Raw genomic sequence first — 14,925 nt, forward strand, 5'->3', positions numbered from 1 at the left:
CGCCATGAGCGACACCCTGGAAGTCGAGTTCCCCGCGCTGAAGGAGGCGCAGGAGCGGCTCGACGCGAAGAACAAGGAGCTGTTCGCCGTCCTCGACGAGGCCGGCCCGACCTACGACATGAAGCTGGTGAAGTCGCTGGACGGCGACACCCAGGCCAAGGTCGAGTGGATCCGGGCGAAGAACGCCGAGATCGACGAAATCGGCAAGGAGGTCGAGGGCTTCCGCCAGGTGGCGAAGGCCGCGGCCCGGCGCAAGACCACCGGCGGGCAGGAGGCGGGCTCGGAGCCGGACGCCCGCAAGGGCCGGCCGGGCGACCCCGGGTACTCCGAGGTGCCGGAGTCGTTCGGTGAGCTGTTCCTCAAGTCGAAGGCGTTCACCGCCCGGGCCGGACAGAACGGCCCGGAGGCGACCCTCGACCTGGATCTGAAGACCCTCATGCAGACCAGCGCGGGCTGGCTGCCGGAGACCACCCGCACTGGTCGGGTCGTCGACTTCGCCACCCGGCCGATCCAGATCCTCGACTACATCCCTACCACCAACACCGGCCAGGCGGCCGTCGTCTACATGGAGGAGACGACGTTCACCAACGCCGCGGCGGAGGCGGCCGAGGCGGGGACCTACGCCGAGTCGGCGCTGGCGCTCACCGAGCAGTCCAGCCCGGTCCGGAAGATCGCCACGTTCATCCCGGTCACCGACGAGCAGCTGGAGGACGTGGACCAGGTCCGCGGCTACCTCGACAACCGGCTGCGGTTCATGGTGCGGCAGCGCCTCGACGGGCAGCTGCTGGTCGGCAACGGCACCGCGCCGAACCTGCGCGGTCTCAACAACGTCGTCGGCATCCAGACGCAGGCGAAGGGCACCGACCCGACCCCGGACGCCTTCTACAAGGCGATGACGCTGGTGCGGGTGACCGGTCGGGCGATCCCCGACCTGCACATCATGCACCCGAACGACTGGATGGACATCCGGCTGCTCCGCACCGCCGACGGCGTCTACATCTGGGGTAACCCGTCGGAGGCGGGCCCGGAGCGGCTGTGGGGCCTGCCGGTCGCCCAGTCCGACGCGCAGACCCAGAACACGGGTCTGACGCTCGACACCACGTTCACGGAGCTGTCGGTGCGCCGGGGTGTGGTCGTGCAGGTGAGCAACTCGCACGGCACGTACTTCATCGAGGGCAAGCAGGCGGTCCGCGCCGACATGCGGGCCGCGTTCATCGTGTACCGGCCGGCCGCGGTCTGCACCGTCACCGGCATCTGAGACGGCTGAGGCGAGGGCCCTTCGGGGCCCTCGCCTTGGTTTAGGAGAGGACTGATCATGCCGATCATCACGGGCGGGCAGGTCATGCCGGGCAACGGCGTTCCGGTGCAGGCGTTCACGAAGGCCGGCGCGCTCGCCGCGAACGACTTCGCCGGCCAGTGCGCCGTCGGGTCGCTGGCCATCAACACCTCGGCGGGCGTGCTCTACATCTGCACGGCCACGAACGGCACGACCACGTCGACGTGGGTGACCGTCGGCTCGCAGACCTGATGGCTCTCGAAGTCAAGACACTCAGGGATCAGGAGGGTACGCCGATGGCAGGCGCAACGAAGGCAGAGCTGCGGGTCTGCCGAACGGCCGACGGGCATCTGGTGCGCGAAGACGACCCGCGCAGCGCGTTCCTCGCGTATGCCGTCGGCGATCAGGTCGCCGACGGTGACCTGGACGCCTACCGGGATCTGGTCGACGGCAAGAGCCGCCGGCAGGCCGGTACGAAGGCCACGGCGAAGCCGGCCGACAAGGCGACTACCAAGCCCGAGGACAAGTAGCCCATGTACGACGTCGGGGACACGATCATTCTCAGCGCCACGTGTCGCGACGCGGCGGGTGTTCTGGCGAACGCGACGAACGCGACGCTGAGCGTGACCCGCCCCGACGGCACCGTGGAGGCGCAGACGCCGGCGAACCCGCCGGTGTCTGCCGGCCTCTACCAGCACCCGTACGTGCCCACCCAGTACGGCCGGCATCTGGTCCGGTGGACCTTCACCGGCGGCGTCCCCGACCAGGCGTACCCGGACGTGGTGAACGTCGCCGACGCGTCATGGCCGGCGATCGTCGGCCTCACCGAGACCAAGAAACACCTCAACATCGACCTGGCGAACACCACCCACGACGAGGAGCTGCGCGGGTTCATCCTCTCCGCCAGCGAGGTCGTCGAGTCGATCGTTGGGCCCGTCGCCCGCCGCAGCGTCGAAGAAACCCACAGCGGCCGTGGTGACGTCGTGCTGGTGCTGCGGAAGCGGCCCATTCTGTCGGTGGCCAGCGTGACCGTAGACGGCGTGCTCCTCGACGCGTCGGAGTACACGGCGAGCCCCTCCGGCGTGCTCACCTGCGGCTGGGGCTGGCCGTGGGGCGACAACAACATCGCCGTGACGTACGTCGTTGGCCGGGTCGCGGCGGGTGCCGCCGTGATCGATGGGACGAAGGAGCTGATCCGACTCAACTGGCGCCCGCAGACGGGTGGCAGCGGATCAGTGTTCAACCAGGGCGCCGAGGACCGCGGCGGCGGTGAGATCCGGCTCGGATTCTTCATCCCGAACACGGTCATGCAGCGGCTACAGCCGTCGGCGCTCGGCCCGTTGGTGGCGTGATGGCGACCTCAAGCATCCCCGCCGCCATCGACTACCTCGTAGTTACTGCGCGTGCCCTGCCCGGACTGCCCGAGGGCACCGTGTCGGACGGGTTCCCGGTCGGCGTCGCCGATCCGGCGTTCGCGATCGGCATCGTGCCGTACGACGACGGCGACACCCCGAATGACGTGGTGCATGCCCAGCTCGGCGCGCAGATGGAACGGGAGTACTACGACATCCCGTGCGAGATCGCGGCCAGCGCGGGCGGCGGCGAGGAAGCGGCGAAGACGGCCCGGGACCAAGCGTTCGCCATCTACGACGCGTTCGTGACGAAGATCCGCGCCGATCGGACCCTCGGCGATGCGCTGCAGTCCGGCGCCGCGCTCGTCACCGGGATGCGCATGGATCAGACGGCAACGCCGGACGAAGCCGGCCGCGGCCGGGTCTGCTCAATCAAGTTCGTGGTCCGCTGCGAGAACCGCTTCTAGGAGGGGCGTTGTGGCGAGGGTAAAGCAGCCGTACGACGAGGAGCGGTTCGTGCCGTGGCTCGGCCGGAACGTCGCGCCGGGCGAGGTCGTCGAGGTCCCCGAGCGGGACCTGGCGTCGTACGTGGAAGCCGGCTGGCAGCCGGACAAGGGCAAGGGCGGCAAGCCCGCCGCAAGTGAGGGGCAGAGCTGATGGCGATCGGATCGGGGCTCGGCTCCAGCTTCGGCATGGCGGCGGAAACGGTCTACGGCACGTACGTCGCGCCGACGCGGTTCCTCGAGGGAACCGCGCAGCTGACGAAGCGGAAGAACACCTACCAGGGCGGCGGCATGGCCGCCGGCCGGATGGTGCAGCCCGGCGGGCGCCGCTACGTCACCAGCAAGGGCGCCGGCGGCACCCTCAACACGTCGGTCTACAGCAAGGGCATGGGGCTGCTGCTCAACGGCTTGCTCGGCGGGACCGTCACGCCGGTGCAGCAGGGCGCGACCGCCGCCTACCTCCAGACGCACGCCCTCGCGGACCCGCAGGGCAAGTACTTCACCATGCAGTCGGGTGTGCCCGACCTCGGCGGGACGGTCCGCCCGTACACGTACCTGGGCTGCCAGGTCATGGCGGTCGAGTTCTCCTGCGAGATCAACGGTGCGTTGACCGCGTCGTGGGAGATCGAGGCGCGGGACGTGTCCGAGAGCCAGACCATCGCCGCCCCCTCGTATCCGACCTGCAACGAGTTCCACTTCGCCCAGTCCGCGGTCAAGCTCGGCACCGTGGGTGCGGAGGCGCAGGTCGACGGCATCCGGTCGATGTCGGTGCGGATCGAACGTCCGCGGCATGACGGCGGCCCGTACATGGGCAACCAGGGTCTGCGGTCGGCGGGTGTCCTGAACGGATGGTCCGTCGTCTCGGGGTCGATCTCTGCGGACTTCCTCAACAAGGCGGACCTGGCGGACCGGTTCGCGTCGGACGCGCCGACGTCGCTGGTGTGGGAGTTCGTCGGTCCGACGATCGCCTCCACGTACGCGGAGACGTTCCGCATCAAGGTCCCGATGGTGTTCCTGAACGGTGACACCCCGACCGCGGGCAGCCCGGACGTGGTCAACACCAGCTTCCCGTGGGTGGGGCAGCACGACGGCACCACCCCGCCGGTCACCGTCGAATACATCTCCAGCGACCTGGCGCTCTGATGTCGGTCCACGTCGAGGGCGTGGACCGCTTCCGGGTGGTTGCCCGCCGGCTGAAGCAGGCCGCCGACCGCAAGGAACTCACGCGGGAACTGCGCAAGGGGATCCTGAAGGCAGTGCCGGATCTGAAGAACGCCGTCCGGGAAGACGCCGCCGCATACCTGCCTGACGCGTACGCGGAGGAGCTGGTGCCGGCGTTGCGCATGACCACCTCGTCCAGCTTTAACGGAGACCAGGTGACCGTGCGGATCACGGTGACAGCAGTAGGGAAGGGCGGCAACGCCCGCCATGTCGGGGCGCTGGAGGACGGCGACCTGCGGCATCCCGTGTTCGGCCGCAGCCGGGCGCTTAAGCGGCACGCCGTCCACAAGGCCACGTCCAAGGCCAACCCGTGGGTTCGCCAGCAGGTCAAGCCCGGATTCGTCTCCAAGTCGATGAATGCCGGGCAGCCGGCTGTCCGCAGGGAAATTGAGGCCGCTGTGGACCGCGTCCTAGACAAGATCGCGAGAGGTTGAGCATGACCATCATCCGGGTGCGGCTGTGCGAGGCCGACCGCAAGGAATACGGCATCGACGGGGAGCCGCTGCCCGAAGAGATGACCCTCGACGTGGAGGGCCTGGTCGACCTGCGGGCGCGGGAGCTGGTGGCGCTCGACCGGGCGCTCGGCATGCCTGTGAAGCTGTTCTTCGAGCCGCTGCTGACGTGGTCGCTGAACGTCGCCGAGGTGGCCCAGGTCGCCGCGTTCCTCGCCGCGCATCAGGCCGGGTCGCCGGTGAAGTTCGACGACTTCGACCCGCGGCTCGGTCGCGCCGAGCTCGTGCGTGAGGCGAGCGACGCCCCTTTGGCTGGGGCCTCGGAGCGTTCCTCCGAGGCCCCGACACCGAGGCGTTCCTCCAGTCGATAGAGCCGTTCTTCACCTTCGCGGCGGGCGTCCCGCCGGCGGCGCTGCGTGAGCTGACGGTGCGGCAGATCCGCGCCCACCTGTTGTGGTGGGAGTCCAACCGCGGCCCCCTCGAATGGGGCAAGACCTGATCGGGGGTGACCGGTGGCCAGGGAGCGGGTCGAGTACGACGTCGTCGGCAATGACCGCGGTGGGTCGAAGGCGTTCAAGGACGTTGGGGACGCTGCGGACAAGGCCGCCGACAAGGTCGACGATCTCGGCAAGGCGTCCGCAAAGGCCGGCGACGAGGTTGACGGACTCGGCGACAAGGCGAGCGGGACCGGGGGCAAGGTCAAGGACTCGGGTGACAAGGCCACCGACGCCGGTGAGAAGTACCGCGGCCTCGCCCGCGACATCGAGCAGGTCGAGGGCAACATCCGCCGGCTCGCCGAGGAGATCGACCGGACCGGCAACAAGGACCTGATCAAGGACGTTGACCGGCAGAAGCGTGAGCTGCGGAAGCTGACCCGCATTCAGGATCTGCTGCCCGACATGGACAAGGCCGGCGACGAGGCCGCCCGCGGGTTCGGGGCAAGTTTCGTCACCCGGATCGGGCCGGTCCTCGCCAGCGCCCCGATGGGCCCGGCTGGGGCGGCGATCGGTGGCGCCCTGGCCGTCACCGTCGTGCCCACGGTTGCTGCGGCTATCGGCGGCGCGGTCGTCGGCGGTATCGGCATCGGCGGTGTCGTCGGCGGTGTGGTGCTTGCGTCGAAGGACGCCCGGGTGCGGCAGGCCGGGAAGCACCTCGGCGAGGCCGTCATGGGCGACCTCGAAGAGTCCGCCTCCCGGTTCGTGTCCCCGACTATCGCGGGTATCGGCATCATCCGCACCGCCTGGGACGACGTGGCGGGCGACGTGGACGCCCTGTTCGAGTCGACCGCCCGGTATGTGGAACCCCTCGCCGAGGGCGTCGGCGACTTTATCCGCGAGCTCATGCCTGGCATCCGCGACGCGGCCGAGGCAGCCGGCCCGGTCATCCGGGAAATTAGCGAGGGTCTACCGCGCGTCGGCCGCGCCCTGTCGGACCTGTTCTCCGGCTTCGCTGACGACGCCGACGCGGGCGCGTCCGCACTCCGGGCCGTGTTCATCGCCGTCGAGGAAGGCATCGGCTTCGTCGGCGGCGCCGTCAGCTTCTTCTCCGACATGTACCGGATCCTGCTGGATATCGGCGATGCCGGCGGGGCGGTCGCGGACATCCTGTGGGGCTGGAATCCGATCTTCTCCGGCCCGATCGACGAGGGCCGGGCGAAGATCGCCGAGCTGAAGGGTGCCCTGGACAAGGGCGGCGACGCCGGCAAGGACGCCGGAGACAAGATCGGGGACGGGCTGCAAAAGGCCGACGACAAGGCCACCGACTCCCTCGCCGCACTGCGGGAGTGGCGGGCGGAACTCGACCGGATGACGGGCACCAACCTGTCCGCCCGGCAGGCGCAACGCGACCTTGAGGCGGCGATCGACGACGCTACGGCGGCGGTCAAGGAGAACGGCAAGACGGCGATCAACCACGGCGCGGAGTTGGACATCAACACCGCGAAGGGTCGGGCCAACGCCGCCGCCCTCGACAAGATCGCCAAGGAGGCGAACAACGCCTACGACGCGATCCTTGAGCAGACCGGGTCGCAGGATCTGGCCAACGCCGCAGCTGATCGTGGTCGGGCGAAGTTCATCGAGCTGGCCCGCAAGATGGGCCTGTCGGAGTCCGCGGCGGCCACTCTCGCCGACGAGCTGCTGCGCATCAAGGACCGGAAGGTCACCGTCACCGCGAACACCCAACCGGCGCTCGAGGCCGCGAAGGGGATCGTGGCGCGGATCAACAACATGCACGCCCGGATCTCCGTGTCCGCGCGGGGAACAACCAGCTACGGCGGGTCCGCGCACACCGGCGACGGCTACTCCACCGGCATGTCCGACGGCGGCATGGTCACCGGCACCGGGCCGAAGGGCGTCGACTCGGAATGGCGGCTGCTGGCCCCCGGTGAGGGCGTCCTGTCGGACGACGAGATCGACGCGTTGGGCGGTCCGTCCGGGTTCGCGCGGCTGCGGGCCGCGATCCGCACCGGCCAGGGCTACAGCGGGGCAGCTGCCTCCGCCAGCCAGGGTCCGAGCCAGCCGGCGCTCAACGTCGAGGACCTGTACCGGGCGTTCGTTCGGGCGCTGCAAACCGTCCCGGTGACCCGAATCGACTCGGGCCGGACGGCTGACCTGTACGCACGGGGAGGATAAAGGGTGCCTGACGTCGTCCAGTTCGTCGACAGCATCTCCGCAACACCCACGGTCCGCCTGGACCTCAACGACGATCAGGTGTGGTCGCTGAAGTACGAGGGGACCGACTTCACGCCGCCGCCGTTGCGGCGGGCGGTCGCGCAAACCCTGCTCGCCGACGGTGGGAGGGTGACCGCGGCGGCGTACGACAACCGGCTGCTGCGGCTGCGCCTGGAGTTGAAGGACACCACCGTGGATGCGGTTGCGTCGCGGACGCAGGAGCTGATGCGGGAGCTGGACCGGCCGACGAACATCCTGAAGTGGCAGCCCGGCACGACCGAGCCGGTTTTCTTCCGGACGATGCGGTCAGACACGAACCGGGTCACGGAGGTGCCCGGCACGGGCACGTTCAAGCTGTTCGACGTGGACGTGCTCGCGGAGCCGTTCGCTTACGGGTTGAAGGAAACCCTGCCGCAGACGACGGTGTACCAAGACCCGGCCAACCCGGGTCCGGACCTCAACGCCAACCCGTACTTCGAGACGGACACGGCGGACTGGTCGGCGGTGGGTGGCACGATCGCCCGGTCGACGGCGCAGGCGCATGAGGGTGTGGCGTCGCTGCTGCTCACCCCGGACGGTGTGACCGCGACTGTGGAGGCGCAGGCTACCCCTCTGGCGGTTTCCGCTGGGGTGGCGTATCAGGCGTCGGCGTGGGTGCGGTGCGCGGTGACTCGCACGGTCAACGTGGGGCTCAACTGGCGGCGGGCGAACAACTCGCTTATCTCGGCGCCTCGCGTGGGGGTGGGGGTGGCCGCGAACACGTGGACGCTGATTGAGGCGGCGTTTACTGCGCCTGCTGATGCGGCGACGGCGACTCTGGTGGCGGGCAACATGACCGGCACCCCGCCCGCGTCGAACACGGTGTTCATCGACGAAGCGCGGCTCAGGCAGGTCGGCGGCGGCAACGCCTGCTACTTCGACGTCAGCGGCATCCGCGGCGACGTGGAAACCCCGCTGTTCCTCCGCTTGGAGCAGGGGTCGATCACCGACCAGCGGCGCAGCGTCATCGGGGTCCGCCGGCGAGGCAATCCCGCGGCCATGCCGCTGGCGGTACAGGCGGAGACGATGACCCTCGGCGCGGACGCCACCCTGGGGGTGTCGACCGATGCCGCAATGTCCGGTACTGGGCAGAACTATGCGAGGGTCAACTTCGCGACGCTGGCCGGCGCGGTTCGGGTGGCGGCGGTGAACTGGCCGCCGGCTGGGACAGACGTGCGCGGAACGTACCGGGTGTTCCCCCGGGTACGCGTGTCGGTGCCGGCCGATGTCATGTCGCTGTGGTTCGAGCTGGCTCCCGCCGGCGGCGGCAACCAGGTTGTGGGCGACAAGGTGACCCCGCCACTGTCCACGGCACCCCGCTACATCGACCTGGGGCTGATCCAGCTGCCGATAGGCGCGGACCCGGTCACCGACGGATACTCCGGTGTTCCCCTCGCCGTCGGGGCAGCGCAAAACCTGAGCGTGGGCGTGCAGCGGGTGTCAGGCACCGGCACCCTCGACATCGACAACATCCTGCTGGTCCCGGCCGACGACCGGCTGTGCATTGTGGACTGGCCGGTCGATGCGACGCTGACCGCTCTGGTGCTCGACTCGGCACGCGCCAGCGTGTACGCGGTCGGCCCGTCAGGTGAGGTACGCGCGACGCAAGCTGTTCCGCTCGTCGGCGGCCCGCCGCTCGTGAGCCCGAATGTCAGCAACCGCATCGTTTTCGTCCAGGACACCGGCGAGCGTCAGTCCGGCGTCGCGAACCGGCTGACCTCGACCACCCTCGTCACCCCGTACTACTGGCCGAAGTACTTGTATGTGCGAGGGGTGGGGTCGTGAGTCTGCCGATTCCGCTGGCTGTGCGGCTGCGCGACCGCGACGTAACCGCCGACGCCCGTGACCTGACGTTCCGGTGGACCGACCCCGGCGGGTACGCGTCGTGTGTCGTGCCGCTGGACCGGCCGCTCACCATGCAACCCGACGAGATCGCCTACTACAGCCCGATGACCATCTACGACCGCCAATCCGGCGCGGTGGTGTGGGACGGCCGGCAGGAAGACCCGGGCCGGTCCGCACGCGACGGGCAGGTGTGGGAGCTGGCCGGCGTGGGCGGGCAGGCCCACACCCGCGACCGGTCGTTTCCGATCATCTACGCCGACCGGAGCATCGAGTCCTCGGCGTGGGCACCGGCGGACATCCAGCCCGGCCAGGCCAAGGGCGGATCGCAGGTGGGGTCGCCGGACGCGACGGACGCGCGGGTGGCGGCGCTTCGCCTGTACTGGGACTCCGGCCTGGCGGTGAAGACCAACGACCGTGTGGCCACCCAGTACGTGCGGTTGCGGGACACCGGCCAGTGGGTTGCCAGGGTGGGCGCCGACCACCGCGAGGGTGTTCCGTCGACCCAGCTTCAGGTGCAGTACGTGTCCCGGCATGGGAGTTTCCCGGGCACGGACGCGGCGTTGGAGTCCGACAACTGGACCACCAGCACGGCCTCGATCTTGCAGCAGATCGGCGTCGGTGGGATGGACAAGCACGCCGCGCCGGAGTTGAGGCTCTACAACCCCGGCGGAACCGCCACCAGTGGCGACACCTACTGGACCGAGTTCTCCAACGTCTACGTGATTGGGTCGCGGTATCTGAAGGGCGGGACGGAGAAGCTGTCCGGCTACGCCTCGACGGTCCTCGCCTCGGATGTGGTGGAGGACCTACTCGGCCGGGTCCTCACCCAGTTCGACGGCGCCAACGCAATCGTCACCCCAACCTCCCTCGCGATCGACCAGCTGGCCTACCCGGATGGGGTCACGCCGGACCGGATCCTCTCCGATCTCCTGGCGTTGGAGGGCGGGTTTACGTGGCGGGTGTGGGAACGCGGCAGCACCGGGAAGTTCCGGTTCGAGTTCGTTCCGGTGCCGTCGCAGGTGCGGTACGAGGCGGACGTGGTCGACGGCTACGACTCGCAAGGGTCCGGCGACGGCCTCTACAACCGCGTCACGGTGCGCTGGCGGGACTCCTCCGGCAAGTACCGGACGATCGTGCGGACGGCCACGGTGCCCGCCCTCGACGCTGTCAGCCTGATCCGTCAGGGGCAGCTCGACCTGGGCGACGAGGTGGGTTCCCTGTCGGCGGCGCAGGCGGCCGGTGACCGGTGGCTGGCGGAACGCCAGTACCCCGCGAACGGCGGCCGACTCCGTATCGCCCGCCCGATCCTCGACCTGTTGTCGGGGCGGATGGTCATGCCGTGGGAGGTCCGGCCCGGACTGATCCGGGTGCGGGGGATCCTCCCGAGACCGGACGCCCTCAACGGCGTCAGCCGAGACGGGGTGACGATCTTCCGCATCGTCTCCAGCGAGTACCGGGCATCCGACGGGTCGGCGACGCTGGAACTGGACTCGTACGCCCGCACCACACCACGGATGATCGCCGACCTCGTCCGCCAGCGTGTCCCGATCCGCCGCCGATGAATCCTGGGGGTGCTGTGAGTCTGCAACTGCCCGACCCGCCGACGACCGGAATCGTCACTGACCGGTCGGGGATCACATGGCGGCGCGACGCGGCCGGCATGTGGACGCCGGACGCGTGCCCGACGTGCGGGACGTGCCTGCCGCCGATGCCGTGGCCGGAACTGCTGGAACGGCGGGGATCGCTGACGCCCGCCGAGGGTGCCAGCCTGACACAGGAGGCATCCCGATGACCTGGAGAAAGGGCCAGCCGTGGCGGCGCGTCCACAGCCTGGATCGGCTCAACGAGCAGATCCGGGCGGCGTACCCGCGGGCCGTGCCGCCGGCTACCCCGGCGACAGCGTGGGGCAGCCTCGCCGACGACGCGCACAGCAGCGACAGCGACCACTTCCCGCACTACTACGCGGCGCTGGGCAAGGTCGCCGTGGTGTGCGCCGGGGATTTCCCCCACGCGCCGGAGCTGGGGCTCGACTTCGGCGAGGCCGCCGAGGCGCTACGCCTCAGCAAGGACCCACGCATCAAGTACGTGATCTTCGACGGGCGGATGTTCAGCTCGTACGCCGCCCACGGGTATGCGCCGTACACCTGGCGGCCCTACTCGGGCAAGGACATGCACCGCACCCACGGGCACATCAGCACCGTGGCCACCGCCGCGGCGGACGACCCGCGAGACTGGCAGATTGGAGAGGACGACATGCCGATCACCGACGCCGACGCCGTGAAGATCGCGCGCGCGATGGTCAACCAGAAGGTGGGCGGCTCGTCGTCCCCTACAGTCGGCGAGCTGTTGCAGGCGCTGGAGCCGGCGATCGCCCGGGAGGGCACGAACCCGACCGAGCTGGCCGCCGCCCTAGCCGGCCTGCCGCAGGTGGACCCGGCGAAGCTGGCGGCGCAGATCGCCTCACTGCTGCCCGCCACGCAGGTCAAGCAGCTCGCCGACGAGCTCGCCCGCCGTCTCGCGTCGTGAGCCTTCAGCAGTGGGCCGGGGCCAGCATCATCCTCGGCGTCATCCTCACCGCCGTCACCCTCGCGGTGATGATCGGAAAGCCGCTGCGCAGGCTCGCGAAGCAGAACGATGAGTTCCGTGAGGACTGGTACGGCACGGCGGCGCGGCCGGGCCGGCCGGCTGTGCTCGGCGTGCCGGAACGGCTCGCGCGGCTCGAGCAGCAAGCGACCGGCCGCGACGGAGCGCTCGCGCAAGCGGTCGCCGCGCTGCGTGAGGACGTCGGCGCGACCCTGCTCCGCGTCGAGACGCGCCTCGACGACCACATCAGGACCCATCACAGCGGGGTCTGACGGCAACGGTGGTCCCGGTCGACCACCGCGTCCCGTCACCGCTCGCCGAGGGCCTTGAGCAGGCTCATCCGGTCGATGCCTACCGCCCTCGCGGCGCCGGCCTTCGGGTAGCCGTGGCGGACCATCATGACGGCGATGGTCTCGGCGACCACGTACGCCTCCCGCTCTCGGAGGCGGGCGTCGATGAGCGCCCGGTTGGCGTCCTCGGCGCTGGTCTCGCCGAGCAGGTACTGGACGACGGCGGACAGGGCCGCGTGCCGCTCGGGCTGCTCATCAGGGTCGGGGTAGCGCTCGTCGACGCGCTGCCACTGCTCGGCGAACATCTCGATTTGCTCGGGGGTCATCTCGCCGGCGGCCGGGCCGAGCCAGGTCAGCATTCCGTCGGTGATCTGCATGGTGGTCACTCCTCGTCGAAGTCGGGGCCGTCGGTGCAGCAGCCGTGCAGGCAGGGCAGGGTCTCGCCGCCGACGCTGCGGGCGAAGCGGTCGCCTTCGTAGGTGCGGTGCGCCTCGGGCGCGTGGAAGATGGCGATCTCGCTGGCGGCCTGGCGGTAGAGGGTGCTGGCGTAGCCGTTGCCCTGATGCGCGGCCGGGGTCTCGACCTGCGCGATCTCGCCGGTCTCGGGGTCCACCCACAGCTTGGAGACGGTCTCGCCGTCGATCACGAGCGACCACCGGTGAGCCAGGTCGTCGTGCTCGTCGTATCGGGCCATGTCCCGGATGATCTGCCGCTCGCTCATGTAGATGAGTCTACAGGCAGACTGTAGGTCTGTCTACACCCGAGGCGAGGAATCACGTGCCGTGCTGGTGGTCCGGGTCGTACACCACCTCACCGCACTCCCGGCACCGCCAATACCGCACCGTCCACCGGCAGTCCGGGCAGCCCGTCGTGCCCGGCGACCACTCGTCGTGCCCTTCCAGGCAGGGGGTGGGCCGCCACTCCTGCCACACCCGCTGACCCTTGCGGGTCACCCATTCACCGGACACCACCAGCAGACCGTACCCGGGAGGTACACCATGCAGCCCACCATCGGCCGCGTCGTCCACTACACCCTCAACGAGTTCGACGCCGAGTCGATCAACCGGCGTCGCAAGGACTTCGCTGACCAGACCACGCCCGGCAACACCGGCTTCCAGGGCCACGTCGGCAACGCCGCCGAGGCCGGGCACACCTACCCGGCCGTCGTGGTCCGCACCTTCGGCGGCAGCGCCGCCAACCTGAAGGTGCTGCTCGACGGCAACGACGACTACTGGGCCACCTCCCGGACCGAGGGCGAGCCCGAGCAGCAGGGCTGCTGGATCTGGCCGCCCCGAGTCTGAGGAGGCTCACCATGAAGTTCAAGCCGTACGCGAAAGCGATCGTCGGCGGGCTGGTCGCGGGTCTGACCGCGCTCGGCACCGCCCTGGCCGACAACCAGGTGACCACGGTCGAGTGGGTCGGGGTGGCCGTGGCCACGCTCGCCGCCCTCGGCATCGTCTACGCCGTACCCAACCAGCCGGCGGAGTAGAATCGGCTCCGTGCCGTGGGGCCCCGGTGGTGCGGGGATACGGCTGGAAGCGGATTCGACCCCGCAAACCGCGCTACGCCAAGCGCCCCTCGCTCTAGCTCACGTCGGAAATGGGCCGACGTTGGGCGAGCGGGGGGCGCTTTGTCGTGTCTACAGTTTGCCGAGGCACAGCGCGGCGATCGCCACGCCGACCGTCAGCCACAGCAGCAGCTTCCGGTTGGAGGTGACCCGCCGCGCGGTGGTGCCGTCGCCCTCAGCGTCCAAGCGGAGGGTGGTGAACCCCTTGACGGCGATCGCCCAGTCGTCGCCCCGGCCTGTGATCTTCCAGCCGGCGGCTTGGAGTTCGGCGAGAGCGTCGAGGATGTGCACCGGGGCGTGGACCGCGTCCGCCCTGCCCGGACGGCTGCCGCCGCCGCCGGAGACGGAGAATGGGCCGACGGTGGCGCCCATGTTGACGCGGCCGGAGCTGGAGACGCCGACGCGGAACGGGCCGGGAAGGCGGGCACCGAAGTTCATGCCCGCACCGTAGCGCCCGACGTCAATCCGCGGTACCCACGAACCGGGCGTACGTCCGCACCAACGTGCCGTCGGTGCGGGTCACGGCCTCGAAGCTGCCGGCCGGCCGGAACGCCGGGTACATGCCGCCGCGGATGTGCGAGGCAAGGTTCAGCCGGTTCGGGGACTCGTCGACGAGCGCCCACCGGCCGGGATGCTCGCGGAGGTCGCGGGCGACCAGCTCGGCGGGGAACCCGCTGGGACGGCGCCCGCCGCGCTGCTGCGGTGGCGGATCTTCCCAGCGGATCACCCCGAGCATGGTCAGCGGTAGCAGAAGTGGGTGGTGAGGTAGGTGCCGCCGAGCTGCATGCCCTTGCTGGCCTGGTAGACGAGGTCGACGGTGGGGGTGGCGGCGTTGTCCTTCAGCCAGCCCCGGATGCCCCGGGTGGGGTCCGGCTTGGAGGCGATGGAGTGGCAGTCGTGCATGGCGATGAGCTGGTCGTTGGTGGTGCCGGGCCGGGTCGCGGCCTGGGCGGGAATGGCCGCGCCGAGGAGGGCGGCGGTCAGGGCCAGGGCGGCGAGTAGGTGACGTGTCATCATCTTCATGTCCTCACTGTACGAACGGTTGTCAACGGACTGTTTTCGCGTGGTGCTGGGTTGACGCTGTGTGTTCGTGCTGCATACTGGCCGCGTGGATGGTTGGAGACTGAA

At 69.8% G+C, this 14,925-nt stretch carries 22 protein-coding genes; 16 read left to right on the forward strand and 6 right to left on the reverse strand.

Going from position 1 to position 14,925, the window contains the following annotated elements:
- Positions 1-4: 4 nt before the first annotated feature.
- From A6A27_RS35590 to A6A27_RS35655, 14 genes are all read left to right on the forward strand, one after another.
- On the forward strand, positions 5-1,258 hold the full coding sequence (locus A6A27_RS35590; RefSeq protein ID WP_073839043.1) for a phage major capsid protein: 1,254 nt from the start codon (positions 5-7) through the stop codon (positions 1,256-1,258).
- Positions 1,259-1,315: 57 nt separating this feature from the next.
- Positions 1,316-1,528 carry a hypothetical protein gene (locus A6A27_RS35595; protein ID WP_073839044.1) on the forward strand — a complete coding sequence of 71 codons (213 nt, stop codon included), beginning with the start codon at positions 1,316-1,318 and terminating at the stop codon, positions 1,526-1,528.
- Positions 1,529-1,572: 44 nt separating this feature from the next.
- Entirely contained in the window at positions 1,573-1,806 is a 234-nt protein-coding gene (locus A6A27_RS35600; RefSeq protein ID WP_073839045.1) for a hypothetical protein, read from the forward strand.
- Positions 1,807-1,809: 3 nt separating this feature from the next.
- Positions 1,810-2,628, forward strand: coding sequence for a hypothetical protein (locus A6A27_RS35605; protein ID WP_073839046.1), 819 nt, complete (start codon positions 1,810-1,812; stop codon positions 2,626-2,628).
- Positions 2,628-3,095, forward strand: a complete 468-nt coding sequence (locus A6A27_RS35610; protein WP_073839047.1) for a hypothetical protein — start codon at positions 2,628-2,630, stop codon at positions 3,093-3,095. The genes A6A27_RS35605 and A6A27_RS35610 overlap by 1 nt, the downstream gene beginning before the upstream one ends.
- A gap of 10 nt (positions 3,096-3,105) precedes the next feature.
- On the forward strand, positions 3,106-3,285 hold the full coding sequence (locus tag A6A27_RS35615; protein WP_073839048.1) for a hypothetical protein: 180 nt from the start codon (positions 3,106-3,108) through the stop codon (positions 3,283-3,285).
- On the forward strand, positions 3,285-4,274 hold the full coding sequence (locus A6A27_RS35620; protein WP_073839049.1) for a phage tail tube protein: 990 nt from the start codon (positions 3,285-3,287) through the stop codon (positions 4,272-4,274). The genes A6A27_RS35615 and A6A27_RS35620 overlap by 1 nt, the downstream gene beginning before the upstream one ends.
- Positions 4,274-4,786, forward strand: a complete 513-nt coding sequence (locus A6A27_RS35625) for a hypothetical protein (RefSeq protein WP_073839050.1) — start codon at positions 4,274-4,276, stop codon at positions 4,784-4,786. Before A6A27_RS35620 ends, A6A27_RS35625 begins: the two co-directional genes overlap by 1 nt.
- A 2-nt stretch (positions 4,787-4,788) precedes the next feature.
- Positions 4,789-5,175: a hypothetical protein gene (locus tag A6A27_RS35630; RefSeq protein WP_073839051.1), complete on the forward strand. Its 387-nt coding sequence runs from the start codon at positions 4,789-4,791 to the stop codon at positions 5,173-5,175.
- Positions 5,176-5,316: 141 nt separating this feature from the next.
- Positions 5,317-7,434, forward strand: coding sequence for a hypothetical protein (locus A6A27_RS35635; RefSeq protein ID WP_073839052.1), 2,118 nt, complete (start codon positions 5,317-5,319; stop codon positions 7,432-7,434).
- A 3-nt stretch (positions 7,435-7,437) separates the two neighbouring features.
- The gene (locus A6A27_RS35640; RefSeq protein WP_073839053.1) at positions 7,438-9,297 is read left to right on the forward strand and encodes a carbohydrate binding domain-containing protein; all 1,860 of its coding nucleotides are present in this window, start codon (positions 7,438-7,440) and stop codon (positions 9,295-9,297) included.
- Positions 9,294-10,919, forward strand: a complete 1,626-nt coding sequence (locus A6A27_RS35645) for a hypothetical protein (RefSeq protein ID WP_143194343.1) — start codon at positions 9,294-9,296, stop codon at positions 10,917-10,919. The genes A6A27_RS35640 and A6A27_RS35645 overlap by 4 nt, the downstream gene beginning before the upstream one ends.
- Positions 10,920-11,145: 226 nt before the next feature.
- A complete protein-coding gene (locus A6A27_RS35650; protein WP_073839055.1) occupies positions 11,146-11,883 on the forward strand; it encodes a hypothetical protein in 738 nt (245 codons plus the stop codon).
- Entirely contained in the window at positions 11,880-12,212 is a 333-nt protein-coding gene (locus tag A6A27_RS35655) for a hypothetical protein (protein WP_073839056.1), read from the forward strand. Before A6A27_RS35650 ends, A6A27_RS35655 begins: the two co-directional genes overlap by 4 nt.
- Positions 12,213-12,247: 35 nt before the next feature.
- On the opposite strand, the gene A6A27_RS35660 is transcribed toward A6A27_RS35655, so the two are convergent.
- Genes A6A27_RS35660 through A6A27_RS43785 form a run of 3 tightly spaced genes read right to left on the reverse strand, consistent with a single transcriptional unit; the run spans position 12,248 to position 13,201 of the window.
- Positions 12,248-12,607 carry a hypothetical protein gene (locus A6A27_RS35660; protein ID WP_143194344.1) on the reverse strand — a complete coding sequence of 120 codons (360 nt, stop codon included), beginning with the start codon at positions 12,605-12,607 and terminating at the stop codon, positions 12,248-12,250.
- 5 nt (positions 12,608-12,612) lie between these two features.
- Complete coding sequence (locus tag A6A27_RS35665; RefSeq protein WP_073839058.1) at positions 12,613-12,951, reverse strand: hypothetical protein; 339 nt, start codon at positions 12,949-12,951, stop codon at positions 12,613-12,615.
- 52 nt (positions 12,952-13,003) lie between these two features.
- Complete coding sequence (locus A6A27_RS43785) at positions 13,004-13,201, reverse strand: hypothetical protein (RefSeq protein WP_143194345.1); 198 nt, start codon at positions 13,199-13,201, stop codon at positions 13,004-13,006.
- A gap of 27 nt (positions 13,202-13,228) precedes the next feature.
- Between A6A27_RS43785 and A6A27_RS35670 the strand changes: the two genes are divergently transcribed.
- The gene (locus A6A27_RS35670) at positions 13,229-13,531 is read left to right on the forward strand and encodes a hypothetical protein (RefSeq protein ID WP_073839059.1); all 303 of its coding nucleotides are present in this window, start codon (positions 13,229-13,231) and stop codon (positions 13,529-13,531) included.
- A gap of 11 nt (positions 13,532-13,542) precedes the next feature.
- Positions 13,543-13,719, forward strand: coding sequence for a hypothetical protein (locus A6A27_RS45380; RefSeq protein ID WP_198940591.1), 177 nt, complete (start codon positions 13,543-13,545; stop codon positions 13,717-13,719).
- A 150-nt stretch (positions 13,720-13,869) separates the two neighbouring features.
- On the opposite strand, the gene A6A27_RS35675 is transcribed toward A6A27_RS45380, so the two are convergent.
- Genes A6A27_RS35675 through A6A27_RS35685 form a run of 3 tightly spaced genes read right to left on the reverse strand, consistent with a single transcriptional unit; the run spans position 13,870 to position 14,820 of the window.
- Positions 13,870-14,235, reverse strand: coding sequence for a hypothetical protein (locus A6A27_RS35675; RefSeq protein WP_073839060.1), 366 nt, complete (start codon positions 14,233-14,235; stop codon positions 13,870-13,872).
- Positions 14,236-14,257: 22 nt separating this feature from the next.
- On the reverse strand, positions 14,258-14,524 hold the full coding sequence (locus A6A27_RS35680) for a hypothetical protein (protein ID WP_143194346.1): 267 nt from the start codon (positions 14,522-14,524) through the stop codon (positions 14,258-14,260).
- 11 nt (positions 14,525-14,535) lie between these two features.
- On the reverse strand, positions 14,536-14,820 hold the full coding sequence (locus A6A27_RS35685; RefSeq protein ID WP_073839062.1) for a hypothetical protein: 285 nt from the start codon (positions 14,818-14,820) through the stop codon (positions 14,536-14,538).
- Positions 14,821-14,925 lie beyond the last annotated feature (105 nt).

It is taken from the genome of Micromonospora sp. CB01531 (assembly GCF_001905095.1).
Lineage (GTDB): Bacteria > Actinomycetota > Actinomycetes > Mycobacteriales > Micromonosporaceae > Micromonospora.